The organism is Bradyrhizobium sp. STM 3566 (genome assembly GCF_045571445.1).
In the GTDB taxonomy this organism is placed as follows: domain Bacteria; phylum Pseudomonadota; class Alphaproteobacteria; order Rhizobiales; family Xanthobacteraceae; genus Bradyrhizobium; species Bradyrhizobium vignae.
This window is the reverse complement of the sequence record NZ_CP120692.1, coordinates 2,446,680-2,468,560: the sequence shown is the minus strand read 5'-3', so window position 1 is coordinate 2,468,560 and position 21,881 is coordinate 2,446,680. Positions and strand designations below refer to the sequence as shown.

Sequence of the window (21,881 nt, the reverse complement as noted above, 5' to 3'; positions counted from 1 at the left end):
GGGCGCCGGGCTGTCAGCCGGACCGTAACGCCCTGTTAGCCAACAATCCGTAGTGATACGGATCAGCGGCGGCATTCGGTTCGGCGGCTGGTCTGTTCCATAAAGGAAACCATGAAACTGGGTCCACTTTCGGCCGGTCTGATCGGAGCCTTGGCGATGCTCGCCGGGCCGGACCGTCTGCCCATCGGAGAACAGCCTGTCATGGCCTCGAAAGCCAATGCGGACGAAAGCGGCAAGGGAAACAGCAAGGTGGGTCGCGCCCCCTCCATGCCAATGGCCCGCGATCCTGCCGTCGCGGTGGCCGAGGAATACGCAGCCGCCCGCCAGAAGGGAACGCGGGAGGCCTTTGAACTCTTCATAGCGCGTCACGGCGACCATCCTCTGGCCGAAGAGGCGCGCTCCCAGCTGAGACGATTCTCACGCTAGCTTGCTAGTCCCAATCAGATTTCCAAACGCTCGCCGAAGCTGGCGGTCCGGAGACTAACATTGAGCAACCGCAACCTATGACGGAAGCCTCACGTGGCCTCCTAAGTTGCGACTTTGCCAGCTTAGAGGCGCAACGCGGCGGTCGGTCTATATTAGCTCCAGATAGCAGCTATGCCGCTACACAAAGTGGCCCGGCTCAAGGGTTCCAGCGCCTACCCACACGAGAGTATCATTACGCTGCGTCAGATCCAAACTCGGGAATAGCTTCATGCAACACTGCCAAGATGGCATTCCTATCAACTCTGGCCGCTGCACGGTCAAGTGCTTCCAACCACCGTTTCACCTGCAAAGTGGAAGGCTGATTAGGTTTAGCTGCCATAATGCCGTCGATTCCGATGTCGACGGGTGGCTCTTCGTGCGCAAACAGCTTTTCATTCAGTCTTTCCCCTGGTCTCATTCCAGTAAACGCGATCTCAATATCTCTACCGGGCTCGAGGCCTGACAGCCTTATCATGCGCTCAGCCAAATCGACTATCCTGACCGGCTGTCCCATATTTAACACGTAGACCGAGGCCTCACGGTTGCCGGACGCGACGGCGTGAGACGCAGCGGTGATGACTAAGTCACACGCTTCGCGAATGGTCATAAAATAGCGAAGCATATCGGGATGCGTAACTGTCACCGGGCCCCCAGCGTCGATCTGAGCTTTAAACTTCGGAACGACCGATCCATTCGAGGCTAACACGTTTCCGAAGCGCACGGAGATGAGCCGTGGGGTATCAGACCCGGAACACCGGATGTCGTGATCGAGCGCCTGACAGTACATCTCAGCAAATCGCTTTGTGAGACCCAGCATCGAAACCGGCTCAATCGCCTTGTCTGTGGAGATCAACACCATTGCTTGAGCGCTCGACGCCACAGATGCATCCGCAACATTGATCGACCCAAGCACGTTTGTCTTTACGCCTTCGCTCCAATCGCGTTCGAGAAGTGGGACGTGCTTCAAGGCGGCAGCGTGGAAAACAATGTCAGGCTTAAATTCTTGCAAGAGCTGGAATATACGACTCCGATCGCGTACGTCTGCTATTCTCCCCTCTACATTCGCTTGAGGAAACCGCGTAGATAGCGCCTCGATTATGCTATGTAGTGCAGGCTCAGAATTATCGATCACTAGAACACGATCTGCTCCATGCAGAATGACACGTTCGCATATCTCAGACCCAATTGATCCAGCTCCGCCAGTAACGAGGATTGCTCTTCCCTTGACCAGCTGCTCGATACGGCTGCGGTCAATTGCCTGCGTCGCGCGAAGTAATAAATCCTCAATTGCGATGGGCCTTAACTGAGGCGTCTCCTCGCCATCTAAAGATGGCAGACGGCTTACGACCAGCCCGAGTTTCCGCGCTTGAACTAAAACTCTCTCTGGATGTGCATCGGCCTCAAATGCAGAAGCCCCCATTACGAGCCGTGCAATCGGCCAATGGCGATCTGCAAAATCTCGAACCACGTCCTGCAGATCTTCTAACCCACCTAGCACCGGGATATTGCGAACAAGTTGTCCCCGATCGGCACGCGATGGAGACAATAGTCCAACCGGCCAAATGGCCCTCACTGAACCATTTTCGATCGCGCGGAGAAGAACTTCCAGGTCCGCTGCGCGACCGACCATCAAAGCTGGCGCCGCGTTTCTTTCGCGTGCATGATGCAACGTACGAGTGTACCGGAAATAGCGGTAGGCGAACCGCGATGCACTCAGCAAGAACACCTGGAAAAACCAATACAGTATGATCGTCACTTTACCTAAGAAGAACGCCCCATAGATGTTGGGCGCTAAGAAGATGTAGTCCAGCGCGACAAGGGCAACGGTGAGAACCGTAGCCGCACGAAGAACGTTAAATGCATCCGGCAGAGAAAAGAAGCGCCACTTAGTTGTCGTCAGATTGAACAAGTAACAGACAACTACGCTTAGGGCGACAAAGAATGGCAGAATTCGAACCAGCACAGGTAGACGCTCGAGGAGCGCGTCGCTTTCGAAGCGAAGATAAAAGCTGGCGAGCACTGCCGCCGTTGTCGCAAGTGCGTCGTGCACCGCAATGAGAAGATTACGACGAGTGAGACTCGACAGAGGCGTCATTCGACAAGGTTCTCCAATCCAATATTCCCCAGTACCTCTGTATCCAGAATAGAAATACTCCTAAACGTCCCCGCAGGCATCTGCTGCCCAAGGTCCGCAAAAGGAACGCCAGCGTCGACGGATAGCATGCCTAAACGTGCAGCCACAGCGACAATAATGCAATTGCAACAGACGAATTCGCAGGGTTTGCAGCAAACGTCAGCACACTCAAAATCAGCGACCGATTGCCCACTTTACTTGCGTCGACAACTTGATGCTGCTGGGTACACAATCGGCCGGCGACAGTCCACGCCGCCAACATCATGATTGGATGCTGCCGATCAAGAGGAAGACCGCAAGCAACGATAGAAGGCAACATAGCTCATCTTGAGGATCGTTACTCTACCTTCAAGAAGAGTGGCAAACCTCGTATCCATTCATCAACTTGGCAGCAAGTCAACTGTGCGTCGGATTGCCAGGCAACGAGGAAGTCAGATTCGAAGCTCAGGAACGTGACCCGACCAAGCAAGATTGCAGTGACGTCCTTCTGTCAGAGCTGGTGGTGCTCCCTGCGACACACAAGCTTTGCCAAGGCGAAATACCGCATCGCCGCGATTGCGCCGTCACTCGCCGCGGTCACGTCCCTGCACAAGCTTCCCAGCTGTGCATTTGACTACTAAGCTAGGAATCCATCATCTGGAGCAATCAAGATGCCTTCTCCGCATGCCTCGGAAGCCCTGTCGCGCTTCACCGTGCTCGATCTGACCCGTGTCCGCTCCGGGCCGACGTGCGTGCGGCAGCTCGCCGATTGGGGCGCCAACGTCGTCAAGATCGACGCGCTGACCGAGGATGCCGGGGGCGAGCAGCCGGGTGGACCGCGCCGCGGTTCCGACTTCCAGAATTTGCACCGCAACAAGCGGGCCATGACGCTGAACCTGAAGGACGAGCGCGGGCTCGCCGTGTTCAAGCGCCTCGTCGCCAAGGCCGACGTTGTGGTCGAGAATTTCCGTCCCGACGTGAAGAAGAAGCTCGGCATCGATTATGACAGCCTCGCCGCGATCAACCCGCGCATCGTCTATGGCAGCATCTCGGGCTTCGGCCAGGACGGTCCGTACCACAAGCGCCCGGGCTTCGATCAGATCGCGCAAGGCATGGGCGGGCTGATGTCGATCACCGGCGCGCCGGGCGACGGCCCGATGCGGGTCGGCATTCCCGTCGCCGACCTCAGCGCCGGCCTGTTCTGCGCCATGGGCATCCTCACCGCGCTGCTCGAACGCGAGGTCTCGGGCAAAGGCCAGTGGGTGCAGACCTCGCTGCTGCAGGCGCAAATATTCATGCTCGACTTCCAGGCCGCGCGCTGGCTGATGGAGAAGGAGGTGGCCAAACAGGCCGGCAACAACCATCCGACCAGCATTCCGACGGGCGTGTTCAAGACCTCCGACGGGTACATCAACATCGCCACCACCGGCGGGCGGATCTGGGAGCGCTGTGCGCAGGCGATCGGCGCGCCGGAGCTCGTCAACAATCCCGACTACGCGACCGCGCCGGCACGCTCGAAGAACCGCGACGCGCTCAACGCCGAGATCGAGCGGCACACCGTGACGAAGTCGACCGAGAGCTGGGTCCGCGAACTCAACGAGGCCGGCGTGCCCTGCGGGCCGATCTACGCCATCGACCAGATGTTTGAGGACGCCCAGGTCAAACATCTCGGCATCGCGCAGGACGTGCCCAACGAAGAAGGCCGGCACATCCGCCTGGTCGGGCAGCCCGTGACGCTGTCGCGCACGCCGAGCAGGATGGTGGCGCGGCCGCCGGAATTCGGCGAGCAGACCGAGGAGGTGCTGAAGGAGTTCGGCTTCAGTGCGGACGAGATCGCAAGGCTCCGCGACGCCAAGGTGCTGTGAACCTCACACGCACCGTCTGCAACGACAAAGCTCGGCGCGAGCCGGGCTTTGCTTCCAAGCCGAGGTAGTGTGCCGACCGAAACGCCACCACACAGCTAAGCTATTGATATCAGGATGGATTACTCCGAAATCCTACGCCTGGTCCCATGTGTGAACCCGATGCGTCCCAGCAAACGGTCGATCGCCGGCCAGAACAGCAGCAGAATCGCCAGCGTCGTGATCGAGCCGACCAGGCCATTCGACCAGAACACCTTCAAAGTCCCGCCCGAACCGATCATCGACAGGCGAAACGCATCCTCGGCACGGTTGCCGAGCACCAGCGCCAGCGTGAACGGCGCCAGCGGAATGCCGATCTTCTTGAAGACGTAGCCGACGACGCCGAAGCCCAGCATCAGCCAGATGTCGAACATCGCGTTCTGGATCGCATAGGCGCCGATCGCGCAGGACACCACGATCATCGGCGCCACCGCGGCGAACGGCACGCGCAGGATCGAGGCGAAGATCGGCACCGTCGTCAGCACCAGCACGAGGCCGAGGACGTTGCCGAGATACATCGAGGCGATCAGGCCCCAGACGAAGTCCTTGTGCTCGACGAACAGCAGCGGACCCGGATTGAGCCCCCACACCATCAGGCCGCCGAGCAGGATCGCGGCAGTGCCCGAGCCGGGAATGCCGAGCGCCAGCATCGGCAGCAGCGCCGAGGTGCCGGAGGCATGCGCCGCGGTCTCCGGCGCGAACACGCCCTCGATGCGGCCCTTGCCGAAGCTATCGGGCTCCTTTGCGAAGCGTTTTGCCAGATTGTAGCCCATGAAGGACGCCGCGATCGCGCCTCCGGGGGTGATGCCGAGCCAGCAGCCGATGAAGGAGGAGCGCAGCAGCGTCACCCAGTATTTCGGCAGGTCCTTCCAGACGCCGAGCACGACGCGGAGCGAGATGCCCGCCGCATGTCCCCGCAGCGCCAGCCGCTCCTCCATCGTCAGCAGGATCTCGCTGATGCCGAACAGGCCGATGACGGCGACCAGGAAGTTGATGCCGCGGAGCAGCTCCGGCGAGCCGAAGGTCATGCGCAGATTACCGGACACCGTATCCATGCCGATGCCGGCGAGCAGCAGGCCCAGCGACATCGAGATGACGGTCTTGTGCTTGGCCTCGCGCCCGAGACCAACGAAGGAGCAGAAGGTCAAGAGATACACGGCGAAGAACTCGGGCGGGCCGAACTTCAGCGCGAAGGACGAGATCATCGGTGCGAGAAAGGTGATCAGGAGCACCGCGACCAGCGAGCCGATGAAGGAGGACGTGAACGCAGCCGTCAGCGCCTCCGCCGCCCTGCCTTGCTGGGCCATCGGATAGCCGTCGAAGGTGGTTGCGACCGACCAGGCTTCGCCGGGGATGTTGAACAGGATCGAGGTGATGGCGCCGCCGAACAGCGCGCCCCAATAGATGCAAGACAGCATCACGATCGCCGAGGTCGGATCCATCGTGAAGGTGAGCGGCAACAGGATCGCGACGCCATTGGGACCGCCGAGCCCCGGCAGCACGCCGACGAAGATGCCGAGCACGAGCCCGACCATCATCAGGACGAGCGTCTTCCAGGTGAGCAGGACGGCGAAGCCGTGAAGCAGGAGACCGAGAGCTTCCATCGCGTGGGCCCGCCTAGCGGCCGAGGGCCGCTTCGAGCGGTCCCTTCGGCATGATGACGTCGAAGGCGATATCGAAGGTGACGAACATGATCGCCGTGAACACGAAAGCTGTGAGCAGCGACTTCCACAGCGCGATCTTTCCGACGAGCCGCATGAAGCCCGCGATCAGGAGGAAGCTCGCGACATAGAGGCCGAGGAACTGCGTCACCACGCAGAACAGCAGCGTCGGCACGAACACCGCCATGACGCGGCGGGCCTGCGCGTGCGTGACGAAGGTCTCGCGCGAGGAGCGCCGGGCGAGGAACGCCGAGATCAGGCCGTAGAGGCTGCCGGCGCCGAGGATGACCGAGAGATAGAACGGGAAATAGCCGGGCTCGGGCCCGGTCGCATCCCAGGACGCGCCGGTGCGCCAATTGTCGTAGCCGAGCGTGATGGCGAGCGCGAGCAGCAGGAGACAGACGACGATCTCGATCGTGCCGGAGGCGACGATGGAGGGCGAGTCGTCTTCGGGCGCGGTTGGATCGTCGACGACGATTTCGATATCGGTTTGGGACATGGGCGAACAACAAACGCTGCGGCTGATCCCTCTCCCGCTTGCAAGGGAGAGGTTAGAGTGAGGGGGAGTCTCCACGAGGACGGTGAAAGCTGGACTCGCGGAGAGTCCCCCTCACCCGGATTGCATCTTCGATGCAACATAGCCGAAGCTCCGCTTCGGCGTCCCCTTGAGAATGGCCGCCTAGGCGCCCTATGCTCCCCGCAAGCGGGGAGAGGTGAAGAAGACAACTACTTCGCGACGAAACCGGCTTCCGTCATCAGCGACTTGTTCAGCGCATCGTCCTCCTCGAGGAACTGCACCATATCCTTGCCGGTGAGGAAGATCGGCTTCAGCGCCTGCTTCTCCATGTAATCCTTGTATTCGGCGGTCTGCGTCACCTTGTGGAACAGATCGACATAGAACGCCTGCTGCTCGGCCGTGACCCTGCCGGGCAGGAACATCGCGCGCAGCATCAGATACTGCACGTCGACGCCCTCCTCCTTGCAGGTCGGGATGTCGGCCCAGGACTGGGTGTCCGTCACCTTCGTCGTGTAGGAGATGCGCTCCTTGTCGAACACGCAGAGCGGACGCACCTGGCCAGCGCGCCAGACTTCGAGATTTTCGGACGGATTGTTGACGTTGGCTTCGGTGTGGTTGCCGACCAGCTGGGTCGCGGCTTCGCCACCCGACTTGTATGGCAAATAGGAGAATTTCGCGCCGGTCTTCTGCTCCAGGAATACGGTGAGCACGTGATCCTCGCGCTTGGAGCCGGTGCCGCCCATCTTGAATGGCGAACTCGCCGCCTTCGCGGCCGCGACGAATTCCTTCACCGTCTTGGGGCCTGCGCTGTTGTCCCAGAGCACGAATTGGTCGAGCGCGACCACGGAGACCGGCGTCAGTTCACGCCAGTTGAACGGAATCTTCGCCGACAGCGGCAGCATGTAGATCAGCGAATAGGCGATCAGCACCTTGTTCGGATCGCCCTCGCTGGATTTCATGTACATCAGCGCTTCCGCGCCCGAGGCGCCGCCCTTGAGCGAGACGACCATCGGCTGCTTCATCAGATTGTTCTTCTGGATCGCGGCCTGCATCATCCGCGCCATCTGATCGGAGGCGCCACCGGCGCCCGCGGCGACCACGATCTCGACCGGCTTCGTCGGCTCCCAGCCAGCGAAGGCGGGAGCAGCTGCCAACAGCGCTCCTGCGCTGCAAGCGACCATCATCAGTTTTCGCACGCGTCTCTTCCCTGTGGTTCTATCGCCGACAAGATCATCATGTCTCTGCCTCGACAAGTAATGGCATGTTCAGGCAGTTGCGCAATGTGACTTTGGGCGGAACCTGCTGCTGAGGCCAGGAGTCGCGGTTCACCCGCAGATGCGACCACGCGCCCAGAGTGGGTCCATGGACAAAGTTCTCTCGCCAGAACGAAACGATGGCTCGAGACAAACGATCTTCAACCATAGCTCCTTTCCCTCACCTAGACTCTCGATAACGGAGAACCGCGTTCAAGCGAACCAGCGCTGTTAACCATCCCGCTAAAAATTTATGCCATTGCAGCTGGCTTTTCTCAGATCCGCGTTCTACATTTGTCCTGCCGCCGCAATAAACGCGAAGGCGGCCGCCGCCGATGTTGCAGCACCGGACGACGGCCTGACCACAACAGACTTCGATGGAGTCCATCATGGCTGATGGCCATTATACCGCCGATTCGGCGATCATTTTCGCTTTCAAGCTTGCTGTTCCCGGCCGCAAGGGGCGCCAGCGCGGCCCCGAGGAGCAGGTTGTCGCGGCGCTCGCGCGCTGCAAGTCGGCGACGCAATGCTCTTGGCTTCGCCCCTGAACTAGCACCCGCCCTACTCACCCCAGACCCGCGATCCGCACGCCGGCGACGCCCCGTCGCGGCATGGCCGCACGGCGCTGCTCGTTCGAGCCGAGCCCAGTGCCGTGCTGCCCCGTTCTGACAGGATCTTCATAAGCCCCAGGAGTTCTTCAATGTCGTTGTTCAAGAGCAAGGCCGTGCTGGCCCGCAGCACCACTCACATCTACCGGCCCTATGGCGGCATTGCCGACGTGCGCGAGGTCACCGACCGCGCCGCCCATGTCCGGGTTCTCGATTTTCCGTCGACACTGATTTCGGACATCATCGCAAGCGAGCTTGCCTGCCCCGCCTTCTACGCCATGGTCGGCTCGGGGCGCATCTATCTCGGGGAGACCAACAATCTCGGCCGCCGATTGGGAGAACATGCCGCCGATCCTCAGAAGGCGTTCGTGCAGCGGGTCTTCGTTGTCCGGGGCGCCGAAGGGTTCCGCTTCACCAAGGACACGGCCGTCTATCTGCAGTACACGCTGACGCAGGCCGCCAAGGCGGGCAGGGCATTGCAGGTGATGGCGGGTTGCCCGCCCCGCTTGCCCGAACTCGACCCGCTCGACGTTCCGCTTCTCGAGCGCATCCTGGAGGATAGCAAGCGCCTTCTGTTCGATGCCGGCCTCGCCGCTTTCGAACCCTCACCGTTCAGTGGCGCGCACGAGCAGATCGCCGAGATTCCCGCATCCGAAACCGTCGAGGCGGACGAGACCGGCCCGATGGAAATCGGTGTCGACCTGCCGCGCGGCGGCAGCGAGTTCGAGCTTCGCTACGACGACACGCTGTGGGCGCACGGCTATCCCGCCGGCGACCGCTTCGTGGTGGCGGCCGGTTCGGACATTCGCATCACCACGAATCCGAGCGCGAGCGCGGTCAACCGCGCCCGCCGCGCGGCATTGTTCGACGCCGGCGTCTTGAGCCCGATCCCCGGAGCCTCCGATCGCATGCGCCTGACCGTCGACGTCGCCCTCCCCTCGATGGCGATCGCCGCCGCCGTGGCGTGCGGTGCCCACGTCGATTCTTCGAAGTGGCGGGCGATCGACCCCAATCAGCGCCCCTTGATGCATCTCTAGTACGAAGGTCGACGTCGCACGCTCCCGAGAGCGTGCGGCGTGGGCCTCAGCGCTTCTGGCGGCACCGCACCGCCGATCGAGCCCGAGGCGCCGGGCGTTGCCTTCCGCCCCTGGCGAGGCCTTCACAACAAACATCGCGCGGCCGATCGCCGGCCGGTTGCAGCGATGCATTCATGGACAAGATGATGACCGACGATACGGACGAGATAACGTTCACCGATTTCGATCTGGATCTCATCGAAGGGGCGGCGGAGGATTCAGCCTCGAGCGACGACGAACTCGCCAAGCTGCCGCGGATTCTGCGATATGGGCTGCTCGCCTCGCGTGGCGTCAATTCGGTCTATCAGCGACTTGCAGCCGACATCGAGGAAAGCTGTCCCGGCTTGCCGTTGGCCGCCGCATGGCTGGACATGCCCAATGCCGACACCGGTAGCAGGCTCGCCGCGGAGCTCGACCACCGCTCCGTCGTCGAGGACAAGAGTGAGCTGCGGGGTCTTGCCGATTGCATCCGGCTGACCTCGCTGATGCTGCCCCGCGACAAGGCTCTCATCGAGGACCATCGACGTGTTGCAAGAGCCTTGCTCGCCGCGCTGCGCAAGCTCGACCACGACAGCCCTCTTCGTCTCGCCGCCGAAGCAGAGGCGGTGACCTATGGCTGGGCAGCCTTGCCGGTCTGTGCGAACGACGTCACCAGAACCTTCCAGACTCCGGCCGCGACCGCCGCGGCGGCTCTGGGCGCGCAGATGGCAAAGTATCGGATTGAGGACGTCACGGCGAAACTCATGGCACAAGCCGCCAGGGAACGAGTGGAACGAACCAAGTCCGATCGCGCCGTGGCTCCCGAGAAGGACGCGCGAGCCGACGACGCGCCGGCGCCGAACGGCCAGGTTGTGGTCGCCCAAATAGATTCGGCAGAGGTCTCGCGCCATAAGCTGAAGGACATCATGGCGCCGCTGAGTAAGGTCATCAATATCGCCTTGCCCCTCGTCGACGACGCGCACTGCTGGCCGAGTTTCCGTATGCGGCCCTCGTCGTCGACTTTGTCCTTGCCGATCTCGTCGGTCGGCCAACGGTGAGACTAAATCCATTGCTGTTGAGCGGCGAACCGGGGTCCGGGAAGACGCGGTTTGCGGAGCGCATGTTTCATCATCTCGGCGTATCCTGTTGGCGCACCGACGCAACGGCAGCCGACGGCTCGGCCTTCGGTGGCACCGACCGACGCTGGTCGACCGCCCAGGTCTGCCATCCCATGTTGGCGATCGCGCGTGCAGGCCACGGCAACCCCGGAATTCTCATCGACGAAATCGACAAGGCCGCGATTGGCCGCGACTATGGCCGGCTGTTCGATCGCCTGCTGGCGTTCCTGGAGTCGGAGACCGCGCGTCAATACCCTGATCCCGCATTGCAGACCACGCTGGACCTACGCCATGTTTCTTACGTCGCCACCGCCAATCACACCCACACGCTGCCGTCCCCGTTGCGCGACCGATTTCGGCAGATCGAATTTCCGAAGCCCGCCGCAGAGGACCTCGAGGCCTTGCTGCCTGCCGTGATCGCCGACATCTTGCGTGATCGTGGTCTCGACCGTCGCTGGATGATTCCGTTCACGACGGCGGAGAAGCAGGCTATTGCCCGCCACTGGCATGGCGGCTCGGTCCGCCGCTTGCGCCGGGTCGTGGAGGTCGTGATGCGCGAGCATGACGCTTGGGCCGCCCGCAACTGAGCGATGTTGTTCGATCGCGAGACGGTCCTGCCGATGCACATTATTTGTGGCGCAGGTTGCGCTCGCGTGCGTCTCGCGCCGACAGCGGCCCAGCATCGGTAGCGCCCGAGCGATCTTGGCTCCCGCACTGGACACGAGTGTTCTCGCCAGCCCAGCCCTGACTGCCCGGAAACTGCGCATCACCGGGTTGGTCTCGTCCAAAGATCGGGAGCTTAAGACCGTCAGCGATCCGGCTTGGGTTTCGGGCGGCGACGATGGGGGAGCTGCCTCGCGCGGTCGATGCTGCCGGTGCGGGGCTCTCGGGCGGCTTCGATCCTCACGTAGCCGACCAGTTTCCGGCCATGCTGCTGGTGGCCGTAGTGAGACTGGGTCTTGTCGGTACCGTGCCCCGCGGCAATAGCGACCTCCCTGCCCGCCCCGTAAGTTGCCTTCAGGTCGGCGACAACTTGGTTCCTTACGACGTAGGGCGTGATGGACACCGCGACATCGCGAAAAACACGCTCGCCAAGCCTGACAAGCGCTTTGCGGAAGGCGTCGGTTGAGGCGATCGTCACGACCTGGCACCCGCCTGCGCACAAATCGGCAAGGCACTGCGCTGGCCCTCCGATAATGGTCCAGTCCACGGTGATGGTGGTGCGGCCGGTGCCATATCGGCCACGGTGGCTCTTGGCCGGTGTATATTCGATCGAGAGCTCATTTTCTTTCATGGAAAGGCGAACGCCCAGCCGATGCACGTCGTTGCGCAGCCCTTCAGTCAATTCTTCGGGTCTGATCGCAGCGATCAGGCAAACCGCAAGCGCCGCTTGATATGGCCAGCCCTTGGAAACGCCATCCCACAGCTCTCTCGTCCAGTCGCCCCCTCTCTTGTGCAGGACTGCCAAGACGTTCTTCTTTCCGCCCTGGGCACCCTCAGATTCTTCCTTCTTTCCGCCCTGGTCACCCTCAGATTCTTCGCATTCTTCCGTCTGTTCAGCCTCAATCGGCTTCCAGCGGGAAGGCCCGTTCTCGAAGGGCAGAACGCCGGGCTCGCAAGGGGGGTCGAGCGCCAACGATTTCTCCACCGGGATCAACACCCGATGAAGCCGACGCGCATATTCCAGAGCGAGATCTGCATCGCCCCGCTCCGCGGCGTCGTAGCAGCCCCAGAAGAGGTTGATTAAAGTAATCCTTGCCGCAGTATGAAATGCAGCACGGGAAAAATAATAGGTGTGGCGGCTACTGCGCGGCCTCAACGGATCGAGATTGCCCGTTGCCAGCATGCGCTCGAACTCCCCGAGATAGGCATCGAGCGTATTCGGGCTGACTTCGCGCTTGGGAATGCGGTCGCAACATGCCCGCGTACGCTCCAACAGTTTCCGGACGTTTACGTTCATTGCTGGACTAGCCTCCTTATTGTCGGACGCCGAGCGTCCAGAAAAGTGCTTGGTGTAGGATGGTCGTGATGCAGTTCGAGCCGTTGGCGACAGATCGCGTCCGACTACATGGAGGTCGGGTCTCGCGTATGCGGGTCCGAGGCTCGCGCGGGAGCAGGGCTATCCGAAAATAGTCCCGGAAACCTGGCGCGGAACGATCGGCGCCTCGGTCGCGCCGCCGAGCAATCCACATTTCTTTCCGAGTTCGCCGATCGCCGAAGAGTTGGCCCCCGCCAGAAAACCGACGAACGACGCGAGCTGAGCGGAAGACAGAGCGGTGACCAGCATGACCGCGAGCCGATCCAGCTCTTCCGGAGAAACGCCGGCGCGGCGGCTACGGCTAGAGCTACCCTTCGTCTCGTTGATGCGCTCCACGACGATTGCGAAGGTCGGGATATCTCCCGCGGCGATCTCTGCCAAGATAGCCTCGACCAACTCGGGGGCAACGCCCTTGGCGCCGAGCTTATAAGCAATACTGGAGGGTACTTTCGAAACGGCCTCGGGCCCGTAGCAGTCAGACAGCCTCGCCACCTTCATGTAGTTCTGCAGCGTGCGAAGGCTTTCGGTGTAAGCTTCTTTGCAGTAGGTGAGAAACTCACCCTTCTGCAGCTTGGATTTCACCTCGATGAGTGCTTTGCCGGCATCGATGCCACAGTCGATCGAGGATCGGATAGACGCTCGAATTTGCATCGTCAGACGCCGAACTTCCTCGCGATGCTCGGCCGGGATCTTCGTGTAGTCGTAAGTATCGACGTCCCTCATGCGGTCCTCTCAGGCTGAAACCCAGTGGACCCCCCGTAGGACTGCCGCCCTACCCCGCGAGTAGATTAGATCCCTTCGGAATTCCGTCAAGGCAATTTGATCAACTCAAATAAAAAATCTTAAAAAGCGAAATTGTTTCGCTTTCGGAAACATATAAAGACCAAAAGCACTACTTTAGTGCTTTGCTATCAGCTACTCGTCGGCACCAAGCCAATCATCATGACGAGAGCTTTTAACGAGATTGGTCCGTTAATCTCTATCCACTGATGCCTCTATCAGGATTAGAGATGTGTCGTGCGCCCAACAGACCAATGGCAACTTGTTTGGCACGAGGACCGAGTGCATACACGTGCTTCGCGTGGCTCCATAGAGCACAGGCTGCCTGCCGTGCCCGAAAATACCGACGCATCGAAAATTTCGCTCTCGTCGCGCGAATTGGATGCCGGGGCAAAAAACGAAACTGTTTCGTTTTCTCGATCGGGATGCTTTTGAGCGGGAGTTCGCTACCTGCCCTTCCAGTTCGGGGCGCGCTTGTTGAGGAAAGCGTCCATGCCCTCGCGGAAATCCTCGCTCATATAGGCTTTCAGGATCAGGTCCTCGCCCTCTTCGCGCGACAGCGTGCGGCGGATGCGACGCACCGCCTCCTTGGTCGCCTCCAGCGTCAGCGGCGCATGGCTGGCGACGAGCTTTGCGGTCTCGTCGGCACGGCGCTGCAGCGTCTCGACGTCGGGCACGACCTCGTTGAGCAGGCCGAGGGCCAGCGCCTCCTGCGCCTCGACGAGGCGCGCCTTGAAGATCAGATCCTTGGTGCGGGCAGGCCCGACCAGCGCGACGACGCGGCTGATGTTGGACATCGACAGGCAGTTGCCGAGCGTGCGCGCGATCGGAAAGCCCATCCGCGTCGTCTCGGTGCCGATGCGGAGATCGCAGCAGGCCGCGATGCCGGCACCGCCGCCGGTGCAGGCCCCGGCGATGGCCGCGATCACCGGCACGCGGCACTGCTCCAGCGTGCCGAGCACGCGGTCGATGCGGGCCTCGTAGTCGAGCGCGTCCTGCGCGGTCTTGAAGGCGCGAAATTGCGAGATGTCGGTGCCGGAGGCGAACGCCTTGTCGCCGGCGCCGGTCAGGATCAGTGCCTTGATCGAACGGTCGGCGTTGATCTCCTGGCAGATCTCCGCCATGCGGTCATACATGGCGAAGGTCATGGCGTTGCGCGCTTGCGGGCGGTTGAAGGTGATCCGCGCGATGCCGTCCTGGACGGAGTAGAGCAGGTCTTCGTTGGCAGTCGGTGCGTTCATCGCGCGCTCACTTTCGTTACTTCAGTTCGTTCGCCCTTAAGCGCCCGGATCCCTAAGCGACTTGGGCCTTGGTGATCGGCACCACGTCGCGTCCCTTCAGGACGTCCATGGCCGCCAGCACGCCGCCGCTCCGATGCGGGATCTTTGCAAGATCGAGACCCATCTCGACACCAGCGAGGGTGCCCATCAGCATCAGATCGTTGAAATGGCCGATATGGCCGATGCGGAACACCTTGCCCTTGACCTTGTTCAGGCCGGTGCCGAGCGACATGTCGAAGTTTTCCAGCACCACCTTGCGGAAGGCGTCGGCGTCGTGACCCTCGGGCACGCGCACGCCGGTCAGCGCCGGCGAATGCGCGGCCGGATCGGCGCATTGCGTCTCCAGGCCCCAGACCTTGACGGCGGCGCGAGTCGCTGCACTGTGGCGCTTGTGTCGGGCCCAGACATTCTCCAGCCCCTCCTCCTCGAGCATCTTCACGGCTTCGCGCAGGCCGTAGAGCAGATTGGTCGCGGGCGTGTAGGGGAAGGTGCCGAGCTTGTTGAAGCTGATGACCTCCTGCCAGTCCCAATAGGAGCGCATGCCCGGATTGGCCTTGGCAACGGCGAGCGCCTTTTCCGAGATGGCGTTGAAGCCAAGCCCCGGCGGCAGCATCAGGCCCTTCTGGGAGCCCGCGACCGAGACGTCGATGCCCCAGGCATCGTGCTCATATTCCATCGAGCCGAGGCCGGAGATGGTGTCGACCATCAGCAGCGCCGGATGTTTTGTGCGGTCGAGTATCTTGCGCACCTCCAGCGGCGGCGTCACGCAGCCGGTCGAGGTCTCGTTGTGGACGACGCAGACCGCCTTGATGGCGTGCTGCTTGTCCGCGGCAAGGCGCTTCTCGATCTCGGCGAGGTCGGCGCCATGGCGCCAGTCGCTCGGGATGAAGTCGACGTCGAGCTTGAACTTGTCGGCGATGCCGCGCCAGAGCACGGCGAACTGGCCGGTCTCGCACATCAAGACCTTGTCGCCGGGCGCGAACACATTGACCATCGCCGCTTCCCACGCACCGGTGCCGGACGAGGGGAAGATGATCACGGGCTGCTTGGTGCGGAACACCCGCTGCATCGCAGCGAGGACGGCAAAACCGAGCTCGGCGAACTCCGGACCGCGATGGTCCAGCGTCGGCATGTCCATCGCCCGCAGCACCCGATCGGGCACGTTGGTCGGTCCTGGAATCTGTAAGAAATGCCTTCCAGTATGCACGGTCATCGGCGTCCTTCCCGGTCTAGCCTTGGTTTGGTGGGCGCCGAATAGCACCATTTGACCGGCTTGTCCCCTCCTCCAAAAGAGGACGTCCGTGGATCGTGGGCGGGCCCGTCTGCCATCCGCTCCCACCGCGACCACCCTTACGTGCCGGCGATCTTCAGATGCGGCGAGGCGTTGCCTTGGGGACGCTGCTCCAAGAGCTTCATCGCGGCATCGACACCGCCGGAGCGATGTGGCACGCCGGCGACCGACAGACCCATCTCGACGCCGGTGAGCGCGCCGAGCAACGTCAGCGCGTTGCATTCGCCGAGATGCCCGATGCGGAAGACTTTTCCGGCGACCTTCGAAAGCCCAGAGCCGAGCGACATGTTGTAATTGTCGAGCACCACTTTCCGGAACTGGTCGGCATCATGGCCGGGCGGCATCAGCACCGCGGTCAGCACCGGCGAGAATTCCGAGGGCTCCTGGCAGAGCACTTCGAGCCCCCAATGATGGACGGCGGCGCGCGTCGCGGCGGCAAGCCGCTGATGCCTGGCGAATACGTTGTCGAGCCCCTCCTCGAGCAGCATCGCGATCGCCTCGCGCAGGCCGTAGAGCAGATTGGTCGCCGGCGTATAGGGGAAGAAGCCTTTTGCGTTCGGCTTGAGCATCTCCTCCCAGTCGAAATAGGAGCGCGGCATCCTGTTGGTCTTGGACGCGGCCAGCGCCTTCTCCGAGATCGCGTTGAAGCCGAGGCCGGGCGGCAGCATAAAACCCTTCTGCGAGCAGCTGACGCTGACGTCGACCTTCCACTCGTCGTGGCGATAGTCGACCGAGCCGAGCGAGGAGATGGTGTCGACCATCAGCAGTGCGGGATGGCCCGTGCGGTCGATTGCGGCGCGGATCTCGGCGATGCGGCTGGTCGCGCCGGTCGAGGTTTCGTTGTGCACGACCATGACGGCCTTGATCGCGTGCGCGGTATCCCCAGCGAGCTTCGCCTCGATCACCGCCGGATCGGCGCCGCGGCGCCAGTCGCCCGGGATGAAATCGACCTCGATGCCGAAACGGCCGGCCATCTGCCGCCACATCGTGGCGAAATGGCCGGTCTCGACCATCAGCACTTTGTCGCCCGGCGACAGGGTGTTGACGATGGCGGCCTCCCAGGCGCCGGTCCCCGACGAGGGGAAGATCACCACGGGTCCCTTGGTCTGGAAGATCTTCTGGCTGCCTTCGAGCACGGTGCGGCCAAGCTCGCCGAACTCCGCGCTGCGGTGATCAATGACAGGCATGTCCATGGCGCGCAGGATGCGCTCGGGGACCGGGCTCGGGCCGGGAATCTGCAGGAAATGGCGTCCCTGATGCATGAAGACCTCCTCGTCGGCGGTAATGGACCGGCTTCTTCCATCATTTTGCATTCATTTTTTGTCTCTTCAATCGAAATTTGGTATTCGATTGTGGACGTCGACGCGACCAAACGGGCAAACTACTGTGCTGCAAATGAAATCCACGATTCCCGACACCGGAGTTCCGATCACCCCGCCCGACGCGAATGGCCGCGACCGCCAGGAGGCGTCGCTTCACGGCGAGATCCTGCTGCGGCTGCGCGACTATGTGGTCGAGGGCAACATCCCCGCGGGCGGGCGCGTTCCCGAGCGGCAGCTCTGCGAGATGCTCGGCATCTCCCGCACGCCCTTGCGCGAGGCCTTGAAGGTACTCGCCGCCGAGGGGCTGATCGAGCTGCTACCCAACCGCGGCGCGCGGGTGCGCCAACTCAGCCGGCGCGACCTGGAGGAGCTGTTCGATGTCATGGCGGGACTGGAAAGCCTGGCCGGGCGCCTCGCCTGCGAGACCATCACCGATGCCGAGATCACCGCGATCGAGCAGCTGCATTACGAAATGTACGGCCACTACCTGCACCGCGACATGCACGGCTATTTCCAGGCCAACCAGCGCATTCACGAAAGCATCGTCGCGGCCGCCCGTAACGAGACGCTGAAGACCGCCTACGCCAATTTTGCCGGCCGCATTCGCCGCGTCCGCTACTCCGCCAATTTCGCCCGGAAGCGGCAGCGTTGGGCGGAGGCGATGCGCGAGCACGAGGCCATCCTCGATGCACTGCGCCGCCGCGCCGGCAGCGAGCTCAGCGACATCTTGTTCCAGCACCTGCGCAACAAGCGGATGGCGGCGATCGAGCACCTGACCGAGCCCCAAGAGGGCGCACAGGCATCGCCCTAAGACCCGATCAGCTTGCTCATTTTGAATTCATAATGTAACCGGCAAACGCAAGAGTGAATAATCCGCTGGGCGGAACGCCCCTGTGGATCACCTCGGGATCAGGGATGACCAACGCCTCCTCGCTCGAACGACGCCTGCGCGCGGAAATGACCGGCGACGTCCTGTTCGACCGCTTCAGCCGCGGCCGCTACGCCACCGACGCCTCGTTCTACCAGATCATGCCGGCCGGCGTGGTGGTGCCCCGGACCATGGACGAGGCCTTGCTGTCGCTGGCGATTGCCCGCGACGAGGGGGTGAAGGTGACCCCGCGCGGCGGCGGCACCTCGCAATGCGGCCAGACGGTCAATGACGGTTTGGTCGTCGATCTCTCCAAGCACCTGAACCGGATCCTGTCGCTCGATGTCGAGGGCCGAACCTGCGTCGTCGAGCCCGGCATCGTGCTCGACGACCTCAACCGTCAGCTCAAAACGCACGGCCTGTGGTTTCCCGTGGACGTTTCCACGGCCTCGCGCGCCACCATCGGCGGCATGGCCGGCAACAATTCCTGCGGCGGCCGCAGCTTGCGCTACGGCACCATGCGCGACAACACCCTCTCGATGGAGGCATCGCTCGCTGATGGCACGCTGAGCCGCTTCGGCGAGGTGTCGCGCGATCTCTCCGACGTTGATGCGCCCGACAGCACCCGCGCCCTATTCCGCGACATGCTCGATCTCGGCACACGCGAGGCCGAAGAGATCGCGGCGCGCTTCCCGAAAGTGCAGCGCCGGGTCGGCGGGTACAATCTCGATGCGCTGGTGCCCCGCAATGCGCCGAACAACATGGCGCATCTCTTGGTCGGCTCGGAAGGTACCCTCGCCTTCACCACCAAGGTCGAGCTGAAGCTGTGGCCCGTGATCCGCAACAAGGCGCTCGGCGTCTGTCACTTCGGCAGTTTTTACGAGGCGATGGATGCGGCCCAGCACCTCGTCAAGCTCAAGCCGATCGCGGTCGAGCTGGTCGACCGCACCATGATCGCACTCGGCCGCGACATCGCGATGTTTCGTCCGATCATCTCCGCGGCGATCAAGGGCGATCCGGACGCGGTATTGGTGGTCGAGTTCGCGGAAGAGGACCAGGCGGACAATCTCTTGCGCCTCAAGCAGCTCACCGAAATGATGGGCGATCTCGGCTTCGGCTGGAACAAGGACACGCGCAAATGGGGCGGCGTGGTCGAGATCACCGAGCCGGCGCTGCAGAGCGGCATTGCCGATTTCCGCGCCGCCGGCCTCAACGTCATGATGTCGATGAAGCAGGAGGGCAAGCCGGTCTCCTTCGTCGAGGACTGCGCCGTGCCGCTGCCGCATCTCGCCGATTATACCGCACGGCTGAACGAAGTGTTTGCCAGGCACGGCACCAGCGGCACGATGTATGCACACGCCTCCGAGGGCTGCCTGCATGTGCGTCCGGTGCTGAATTTGAAGCTGGAGAAGGACGTCAAGGCGATGCGGGCCATCGCCGAAGAGGCCTTCGCGCTGGTGCGCGAGTACAAAGGCTCGCATTCGGGCGAGCATGGCGACGGCTTGGTGCGCTCCGAATTCCACGAGACCATGTTCGGCGAGCGTCTCGTTGCCGACTTCAGGGAGGTGAAGCGGCGCTTCGATCCCAAGGGCGTCCTCAACCCCGGCAAGATCGTCGATGCGCCCAAGATGGACGACCGCTCCCTGTTCCGCTTCAAGCCCGACTATCGCGTCGGCGAGCTGAAGACGAAGCTCGACTGGTCGGCCTATCCCGGCGCCGGCGGCGGCTTCCAGGGCGCGGTCGAGATGTGCAACAACAACGGCGCCTGCCGCAAGCTGGAGGGCGGCGTGATGTGTCCCTCCTACCGCGCGACGCGCAACGAAAAGGACGTCACGCGAGGACGTGCAAACACGCTGCGTCTCGCGATCTCCGGCCAGCTTGGCCCCGATGCGCTCGCGTCCGACGAGATGATGGAGACTTTAAAACTGTGCGTCTCCTGCAAGGCCTGTCGCCACGAATGCCCCACCGGCGTCGACATCGCCAAGATGAAGATCGAGGTGCTCGCGGCGCGGGCCGCCAGCCACGGCCTGACGCTGCGCGACCGCCTGGTCGGCTACCTCCCGCGCTATGCCAGCCTTGCTTCGCGCTTCGCGCCGCTGGCGAATTTGCGCAACCGCAGCCCGCTGCTGCGAAAGCTGTTTGAGCGCTTTGCCGACATCAGCGCGCGCCGGGCGCTACCCGCGTTCCGTAGCGACGTGTTCGTGCCGCCGGCCGAAAGCGTCGGGCCGGAAAGCGGCCGCGAGGTCGTGCTGTTCGCCGACACCTTTAATCGCATCTATGAGCGCGAGAACCTGGACGCCGCGGTGCGCGTGCTCACGGCTGGCGGCTATCGCATTCACATGCCGAAGCCTGCAAACGGCAACCGCCCTTTGTGCTGCGGTCGCACGTTCCTCTCGGCAGGTCTCGTCGACGAAGCCAAAGCCGAGCTCGACCGGCTGGTGTCGGTCTTCGCGCCCTTCGCCGCGCGCGGCGTGCCGATCGTGGGCCTGGAGCCGAGCTGCCTCCTGACGCTGCGCGACGAGCTCGCATCGCTGCGCAAGGACAACGACGCCAAGGCCGTCGGCGCCCACGCGCTGACCTTCGAGGAGTTCCTGGTGCGCGAGGCCGAGGCCGGACGGCTGCAATTGCCGCTCGGGACCGTCGCGGACAAGGCCGTGGTGCACGGCCATTGCCACCAGAAATCCTTCGGCGCGTTCAAGCCGGTCGAGCAGGTGCTGCGGCTCGTCCCCGGCCTTGAGGTCGAGACCATCGAATCGAGCTGTTGCGGCATGGCCGGCGCCTTCGGCTACGGCGCAGACACCTACGATGCCTCGATCGAGATGGCCGAGCTGTCGCTGCTGCCGGCCGTCCGACGTGCGGATCAGAATACGCTGGTCGTCGCCGACGGCACCTCCTGCCGCCATCAGATCCGCGACGGCACGCAGCGCGAGGCCCTTCACGTCGCGCGCGTGCTGGCGATGAGCCTCGATCGCGCCGAAACCGATTCCACTTCTCCAGCTGCAAAGGAAACCAGCCATGGCTGACCTCACGCTCGACACCGCCCGCAAGATCCTCGACGCCGCTTTCGCAAAATCCGCCGAGCTGAAGCTCAAGCCGCTGGTCGTCACCATTCTCGACGCGCGCGGCGTGCTCAAGCTCGCCGCCGCGCAGGACGGCACCAGCCTGATGCGCGCCGAGATCGCCCACGGCAAGGCCTATGGCGCGCTCGCCATGGGCATGGGCTCGCGGGCGCTATTCCAGCGCGCGCAGGAGCAGGCCTATTTCATCGACGCCGTGAACACGATTGCGAAGGGCGCACTGGTGCCTGTTCCCGGCGGCGTGCTCATCATGGACGGCACGACGCTGATTGGCGCGGTCGGCGTCTCCGGCGACACCTCCGACAATGACGAGGCCTGCGCGGTGGCGGGCATCCAGGCGGCGGGGTTGAAGGCGAACGCGGGGTAGCGGTCTGCATCCAGGCTACAAGGTCGTTCGCTGCCCGCAGCGGAAAGGTCTCTGGATTTGCTTCGCTCCGCTCGCCATGACGAGCTGGTGGCACGCTCTCACTACACTTTCGTTGTCATCGCCCGGTCTGATGTTCAGCCCGGGGACATGACCGACGGGTGTTCGGG

Annotated in this window: 18 protein-coding genes; 9 read left to right on the top strand and 9 right to left on the bottom strand. The window is 62.7% G+C overall.

Annotation, left to right across the window (positions count from 1 at the left end):
• Window positions 1-111 precede the first annotated feature (111 nt).
• Complete coding sequence (locus P6U27_RS11690) at window positions 112-426, top strand: hypothetical protein (RefSeq protein WP_129144143.1); 315 nt, start codon at window positions 112-114, stop codon at window positions 424-426.
• Window positions 427-658: 232 nt separating this feature from the next.
• Here the strand turns inward: P6U27_RS11690 and P6U27_RS11685 are convergent, their stop codons facing one another.
• Complete coding sequence (locus P6U27_RS11685) at window positions 659-2,560, bottom strand: nucleoside-diphosphate sugar epimerase/dehydratase (protein ID WP_129144144.1); 1,902 nt, start codon at window positions 2,558-2,560, stop codon at window positions 659-661.
• Window positions 2,561-3,249: 689 nt separating this feature from the next.
• On the opposite strand from P6U27_RS11685, the gene P6U27_RS11680 reads away from it, so the two are divergent.
• The gene (locus P6U27_RS11680; protein ID WP_407194075.1) at window positions 3,250-4,443 is read left to right on the top strand and encodes a CaiB/BaiF CoA transferase family protein; all 1,194 of its coding nucleotides are present in this window, start codon (window positions 3,250-3,252) and stop codon (window positions 4,441-4,443) included.
• 119 nt (window positions 4,444-4,562) lie between these two features.
• Here P6U27_RS11680 and P6U27_RS11675 read toward each other — a convergent pair whose 3' ends face one another.
• The 3 genes from P6U27_RS11675 to P6U27_RS11665 all read right to left on the bottom strand — a co-directional run bounded on the left by P6U27_RS11675 (window position 4,563) and on the right by P6U27_RS11665 (window position 7,841).
• Window positions 4,563-6,083 carry a tripartite tricarboxylate transporter permease gene (locus tag P6U27_RS11675; protein WP_407194074.1) on the bottom strand — a complete coding sequence of 507 codons (1,521 nt, stop codon included), beginning with the start codon at window positions 6,081-6,083 and terminating at the stop codon, window positions 4,563-4,565.
• A gap of 13 nt (window positions 6,084-6,096) precedes the next feature.
• Complete coding sequence (locus P6U27_RS11670) at window positions 6,097-6,639, bottom strand: tripartite tricarboxylate transporter TctB family protein (RefSeq protein ID WP_162500196.1); 543 nt, start codon at window positions 6,637-6,639, stop codon at window positions 6,097-6,099.
• Between the two features lie 227 nt (window positions 6,640-6,866).
• Complete coding sequence (locus tag P6U27_RS11665) at window positions 6,867-7,841, bottom strand: tripartite tricarboxylate transporter substrate binding protein (protein WP_407194440.1); 975 nt, start codon at window positions 7,839-7,841, stop codon at window positions 6,867-6,869.
• Window positions 7,842-8,287: 446 nt separating this feature from the next.
• Here P6U27_RS11665 and P6U27_RS11660 point away from each other — a divergent pair, with 446 nt between their 5' ends.
• The 4 genes from P6U27_RS11660 (at window position 8,288) to P6U27_RS11645 (ending at window position 11,278) form a co-directional block, all read left to right on the top strand.
• Window positions 8,288-8,458, top strand: coding sequence for a hypothetical protein (locus tag P6U27_RS11660; RefSeq protein ID WP_407194073.1), 171 nt, complete (start codon window positions 8,288-8,290; stop codon window positions 8,456-8,458).
• 152 nt (window positions 8,459-8,610) lie between these two features.
• Window positions 8,611-9,555, top strand: a complete 945-nt coding sequence (locus P6U27_RS11655; protein WP_209295635.1) for a hypothetical protein — start codon at window positions 8,611-8,613, stop codon at window positions 9,553-9,555.
• Window positions 9,556-9,728: 173 nt separating this feature from the next.
• On the top strand, window positions 9,729-10,631 hold the full coding sequence (locus tag P6U27_RS11650; protein ID WP_407194072.1) for a hypothetical protein: 903 nt from the start codon (window positions 9,729-9,731) through the stop codon (window positions 10,629-10,631).
• A 62-nt stretch (window positions 10,632-10,693) separates the two neighbouring features.
• On the top strand, window positions 10,694-11,278 hold the full coding sequence (locus P6U27_RS11645) for an AAA family ATPase (protein ID WP_407194071.1): 585 nt from the start codon (window positions 10,694-10,696) through the stop codon (window positions 11,276-11,278).
• A gap of 221 nt (window positions 11,279-11,499) precedes the next feature.
• Here the strand turns inward: P6U27_RS11645 and P6U27_RS11640 are convergent, their stop codons facing one another.
• The 5 genes from P6U27_RS11640 to P6U27_RS11620 form a co-directional block, all read right to left on the bottom strand.
• Window positions 11,500-12,651 (bottom strand): hypothetical protein, encoded by a 1,152-nt coding sequence (locus tag P6U27_RS11640; RefSeq protein ID WP_122402285.1) that lies wholly within the window; start codon window positions 12,649-12,651, stop codon window positions 11,500-11,502.
• A gap of 159 nt (window positions 12,652-12,810) precedes the next feature.
• Window positions 12,811-13,452, bottom strand: a complete 642-nt coding sequence (locus tag P6U27_RS11635) for a hypothetical protein (protein ID WP_407194070.1) — start codon at window positions 13,450-13,452, stop codon at window positions 12,811-12,813.
• 503 nt (window positions 13,453-13,955) lie between these two features.
• A complete protein-coding gene (locus P6U27_RS11630) occupies window positions 13,956-14,750 on the bottom strand; it encodes an enoyl-CoA hydratase/isomerase family protein (RefSeq protein ID WP_122402283.1) in 795 nt (264 codons plus the stop codon).
• A 52-nt stretch (window positions 14,751-14,802) separates the two neighbouring features.
• Window positions 14,803-16,002 carry a pyridoxal-phosphate-dependent aminotransferase family protein gene (locus P6U27_RS11625; protein WP_407119748.1) on the bottom strand — a complete coding sequence of 400 codons (1,200 nt, stop codon included), beginning with the start codon at window positions 16,000-16,002 and terminating at the stop codon, window positions 14,803-14,805.
• A gap of 137 nt (window positions 16,003-16,139) precedes the next feature.
• Window positions 16,140-17,342, bottom strand: coding sequence for a pyridoxal-phosphate-dependent aminotransferase family protein (locus P6U27_RS11620; protein ID WP_407119749.1), 1,203 nt, complete (start codon window positions 17,340-17,342; stop codon window positions 16,140-16,142).
• A 133-nt stretch (window positions 17,343-17,475) separates the two neighbouring features.
• Here P6U27_RS11620 and P6U27_RS11615 point away from each other — a divergent pair, with 133 nt between their 5' ends.
• The 3 genes from P6U27_RS11615 (at window position 17,476) to P6U27_RS11605 (ending at window position 21,714) form a co-directional block, all read left to right on the top strand.
• On the top strand, window positions 17,476-18,213 hold the full coding sequence (locus tag P6U27_RS11615; RefSeq protein WP_407123088.1) for a GntR family transcriptional regulator: 738 nt from the start codon (window positions 17,476-17,478) through the stop codon (window positions 18,211-18,213).
• A gap of 104 nt (window positions 18,214-18,317) precedes the next feature.
• Window positions 18,318-21,293 (top strand): FAD-binding and (Fe-S)-binding domain-containing protein, encoded by a 2,976-nt coding sequence (locus P6U27_RS11610; RefSeq protein ID WP_407194069.1) that lies wholly within the window; start codon window positions 18,318-18,320, stop codon window positions 21,291-21,293.
• Window positions 21,286-21,714 carry a GlcG/HbpS family heme-binding protein gene (locus P6U27_RS11605; RefSeq protein ID WP_407119751.1) on the top strand — a complete coding sequence of 143 codons (429 nt, stop codon included), beginning with the start codon at window positions 21,286-21,288 and terminating at the stop codon, window positions 21,712-21,714. The genes P6U27_RS11610 and P6U27_RS11605 overlap by 8 nt, the downstream gene beginning before the upstream one ends.
• Window positions 21,715-21,881: the final 167 nt, after the last annotated feature.

What these genes read in the sequence shown, in the direction of transcription:
- P6U27_RS11655 (WP_209295635.1), top strand. Translation starts at nt 8,611, where the DNA reads ATGTCGTTGTTCAAGAGCAAGGCCGTGCTGGCCCGCAGCACCACTCAC.
- P6U27_RS11635 (WP_407194070.1), bottom strand. Translation starts at nt 13,452, where the DNA reads ATGAGGGACGTCGATACTTACGACTACACGAAGATCCCGGCCGAGCAT.
- P6U27_RS11665 (WP_407194440.1), bottom strand. Translation starts at nt 7,841, where the DNA reads ATGATGGTCGCTTGCAGCGCAGGAGCGCTGTTGGCAGCTGCTCCCGCC.
- P6U27_RS11615 (WP_407123088.1), top strand. Translation starts at nt 17,476, where the DNA reads ATGAAATCCACGATTCCCGACACCGGAGTTCCGATCACCCCGCCCGAC.
- P6U27_RS11650 (WP_407194072.1), top strand. Translation starts at nt 9,729, where the DNA reads ATGGACAAGATGATGACCGACGATACGGACGAGATAACGTTCACCGAT.
- P6U27_RS11625 (WP_407119748.1), bottom strand. Translation starts at nt 16,002, where the DNA reads ATGACCGTGCATACTGGAAGGCATTTCTTACAGATTCCAGGACCGACC.
- P6U27_RS11620 (WP_407119749.1), bottom strand. Translation starts at nt 17,342, where the DNA reads ATGCATCAGGGACGCCATTTCCTGCAGATTCCCGGCCCGAGCCCGGTC.
- P6U27_RS11680 (WP_407194075.1), top strand. Translation starts at nt 3,250, where the DNA reads ATGCCTTCTCCGCATGCCTCGGAAGCCCTGTCGCGCTTCACCGTGCTC.
- P6U27_RS11675 (WP_407194074.1), bottom strand. Translation starts at nt 6,083, where the DNA reads ATGGAAGCTCTCGGTCTCCTGCTTCACGGCTTCGCCGTCCTGCTCACC.
- P6U27_RS11645 (WP_407194071.1), top strand. Translation starts at nt 10,694, where the DNA reads ATGTTTCATCATCTCGGCGTATCCTGTTGGCGCACCGACGCAACGGCA.
- P6U27_RS11630 (WP_122402283.1), bottom strand. Translation starts at nt 14,750, where the DNA reads ATGAACGCACCGACTGCCAACGAAGACCTGCTCTACTCCGTCCAGGAC.
- P6U27_RS11610 (WP_407194069.1), top strand. Translation starts at nt 18,318, where the DNA reads ATGACCAACGCCTCCTCGCTCGAACGACGCCTGCGCGCGGAAATGACC.
- P6U27_RS11670 (WP_162500196.1), bottom strand. Translation starts at nt 6,639, where the DNA reads ATGTCCCAAACCGATATCGAAATCGTCGTCGACGATCCAACCGCGCCC.
- P6U27_RS11660 (WP_407194073.1), top strand. Translation starts at nt 8,288, where the DNA reads ATGGAGTCCATCATGGCTGATGGCCATTATACCGCCGATTCGGCGATC.
- P6U27_RS11640 (WP_122402285.1), bottom strand. Translation starts at nt 12,651, where the DNA reads ATGAACGTAAACGTCCGGAAACTGTTGGAGCGTACGCGGGCATGTTGC.
- P6U27_RS11690 (WP_129144143.1), top strand. Translation starts at nt 112, where the DNA reads ATGAAACTGGGTCCACTTTCGGCCGGTCTGATCGGAGCCTTGGCGATG.
- P6U27_RS11685 (WP_129144144.1), bottom strand. Translation starts at nt 2,560, where the DNA reads ATGACGCCTCTGTCGAGTCTCACTCGTCGTAATCTTCTCATTGCGGTG.
- P6U27_RS11605 (WP_407119751.1), top strand. Translation starts at nt 21,286, where the DNA reads ATGGCTGACCTCACGCTCGACACCGCCCGCAAGATCCTCGACGCCGCT.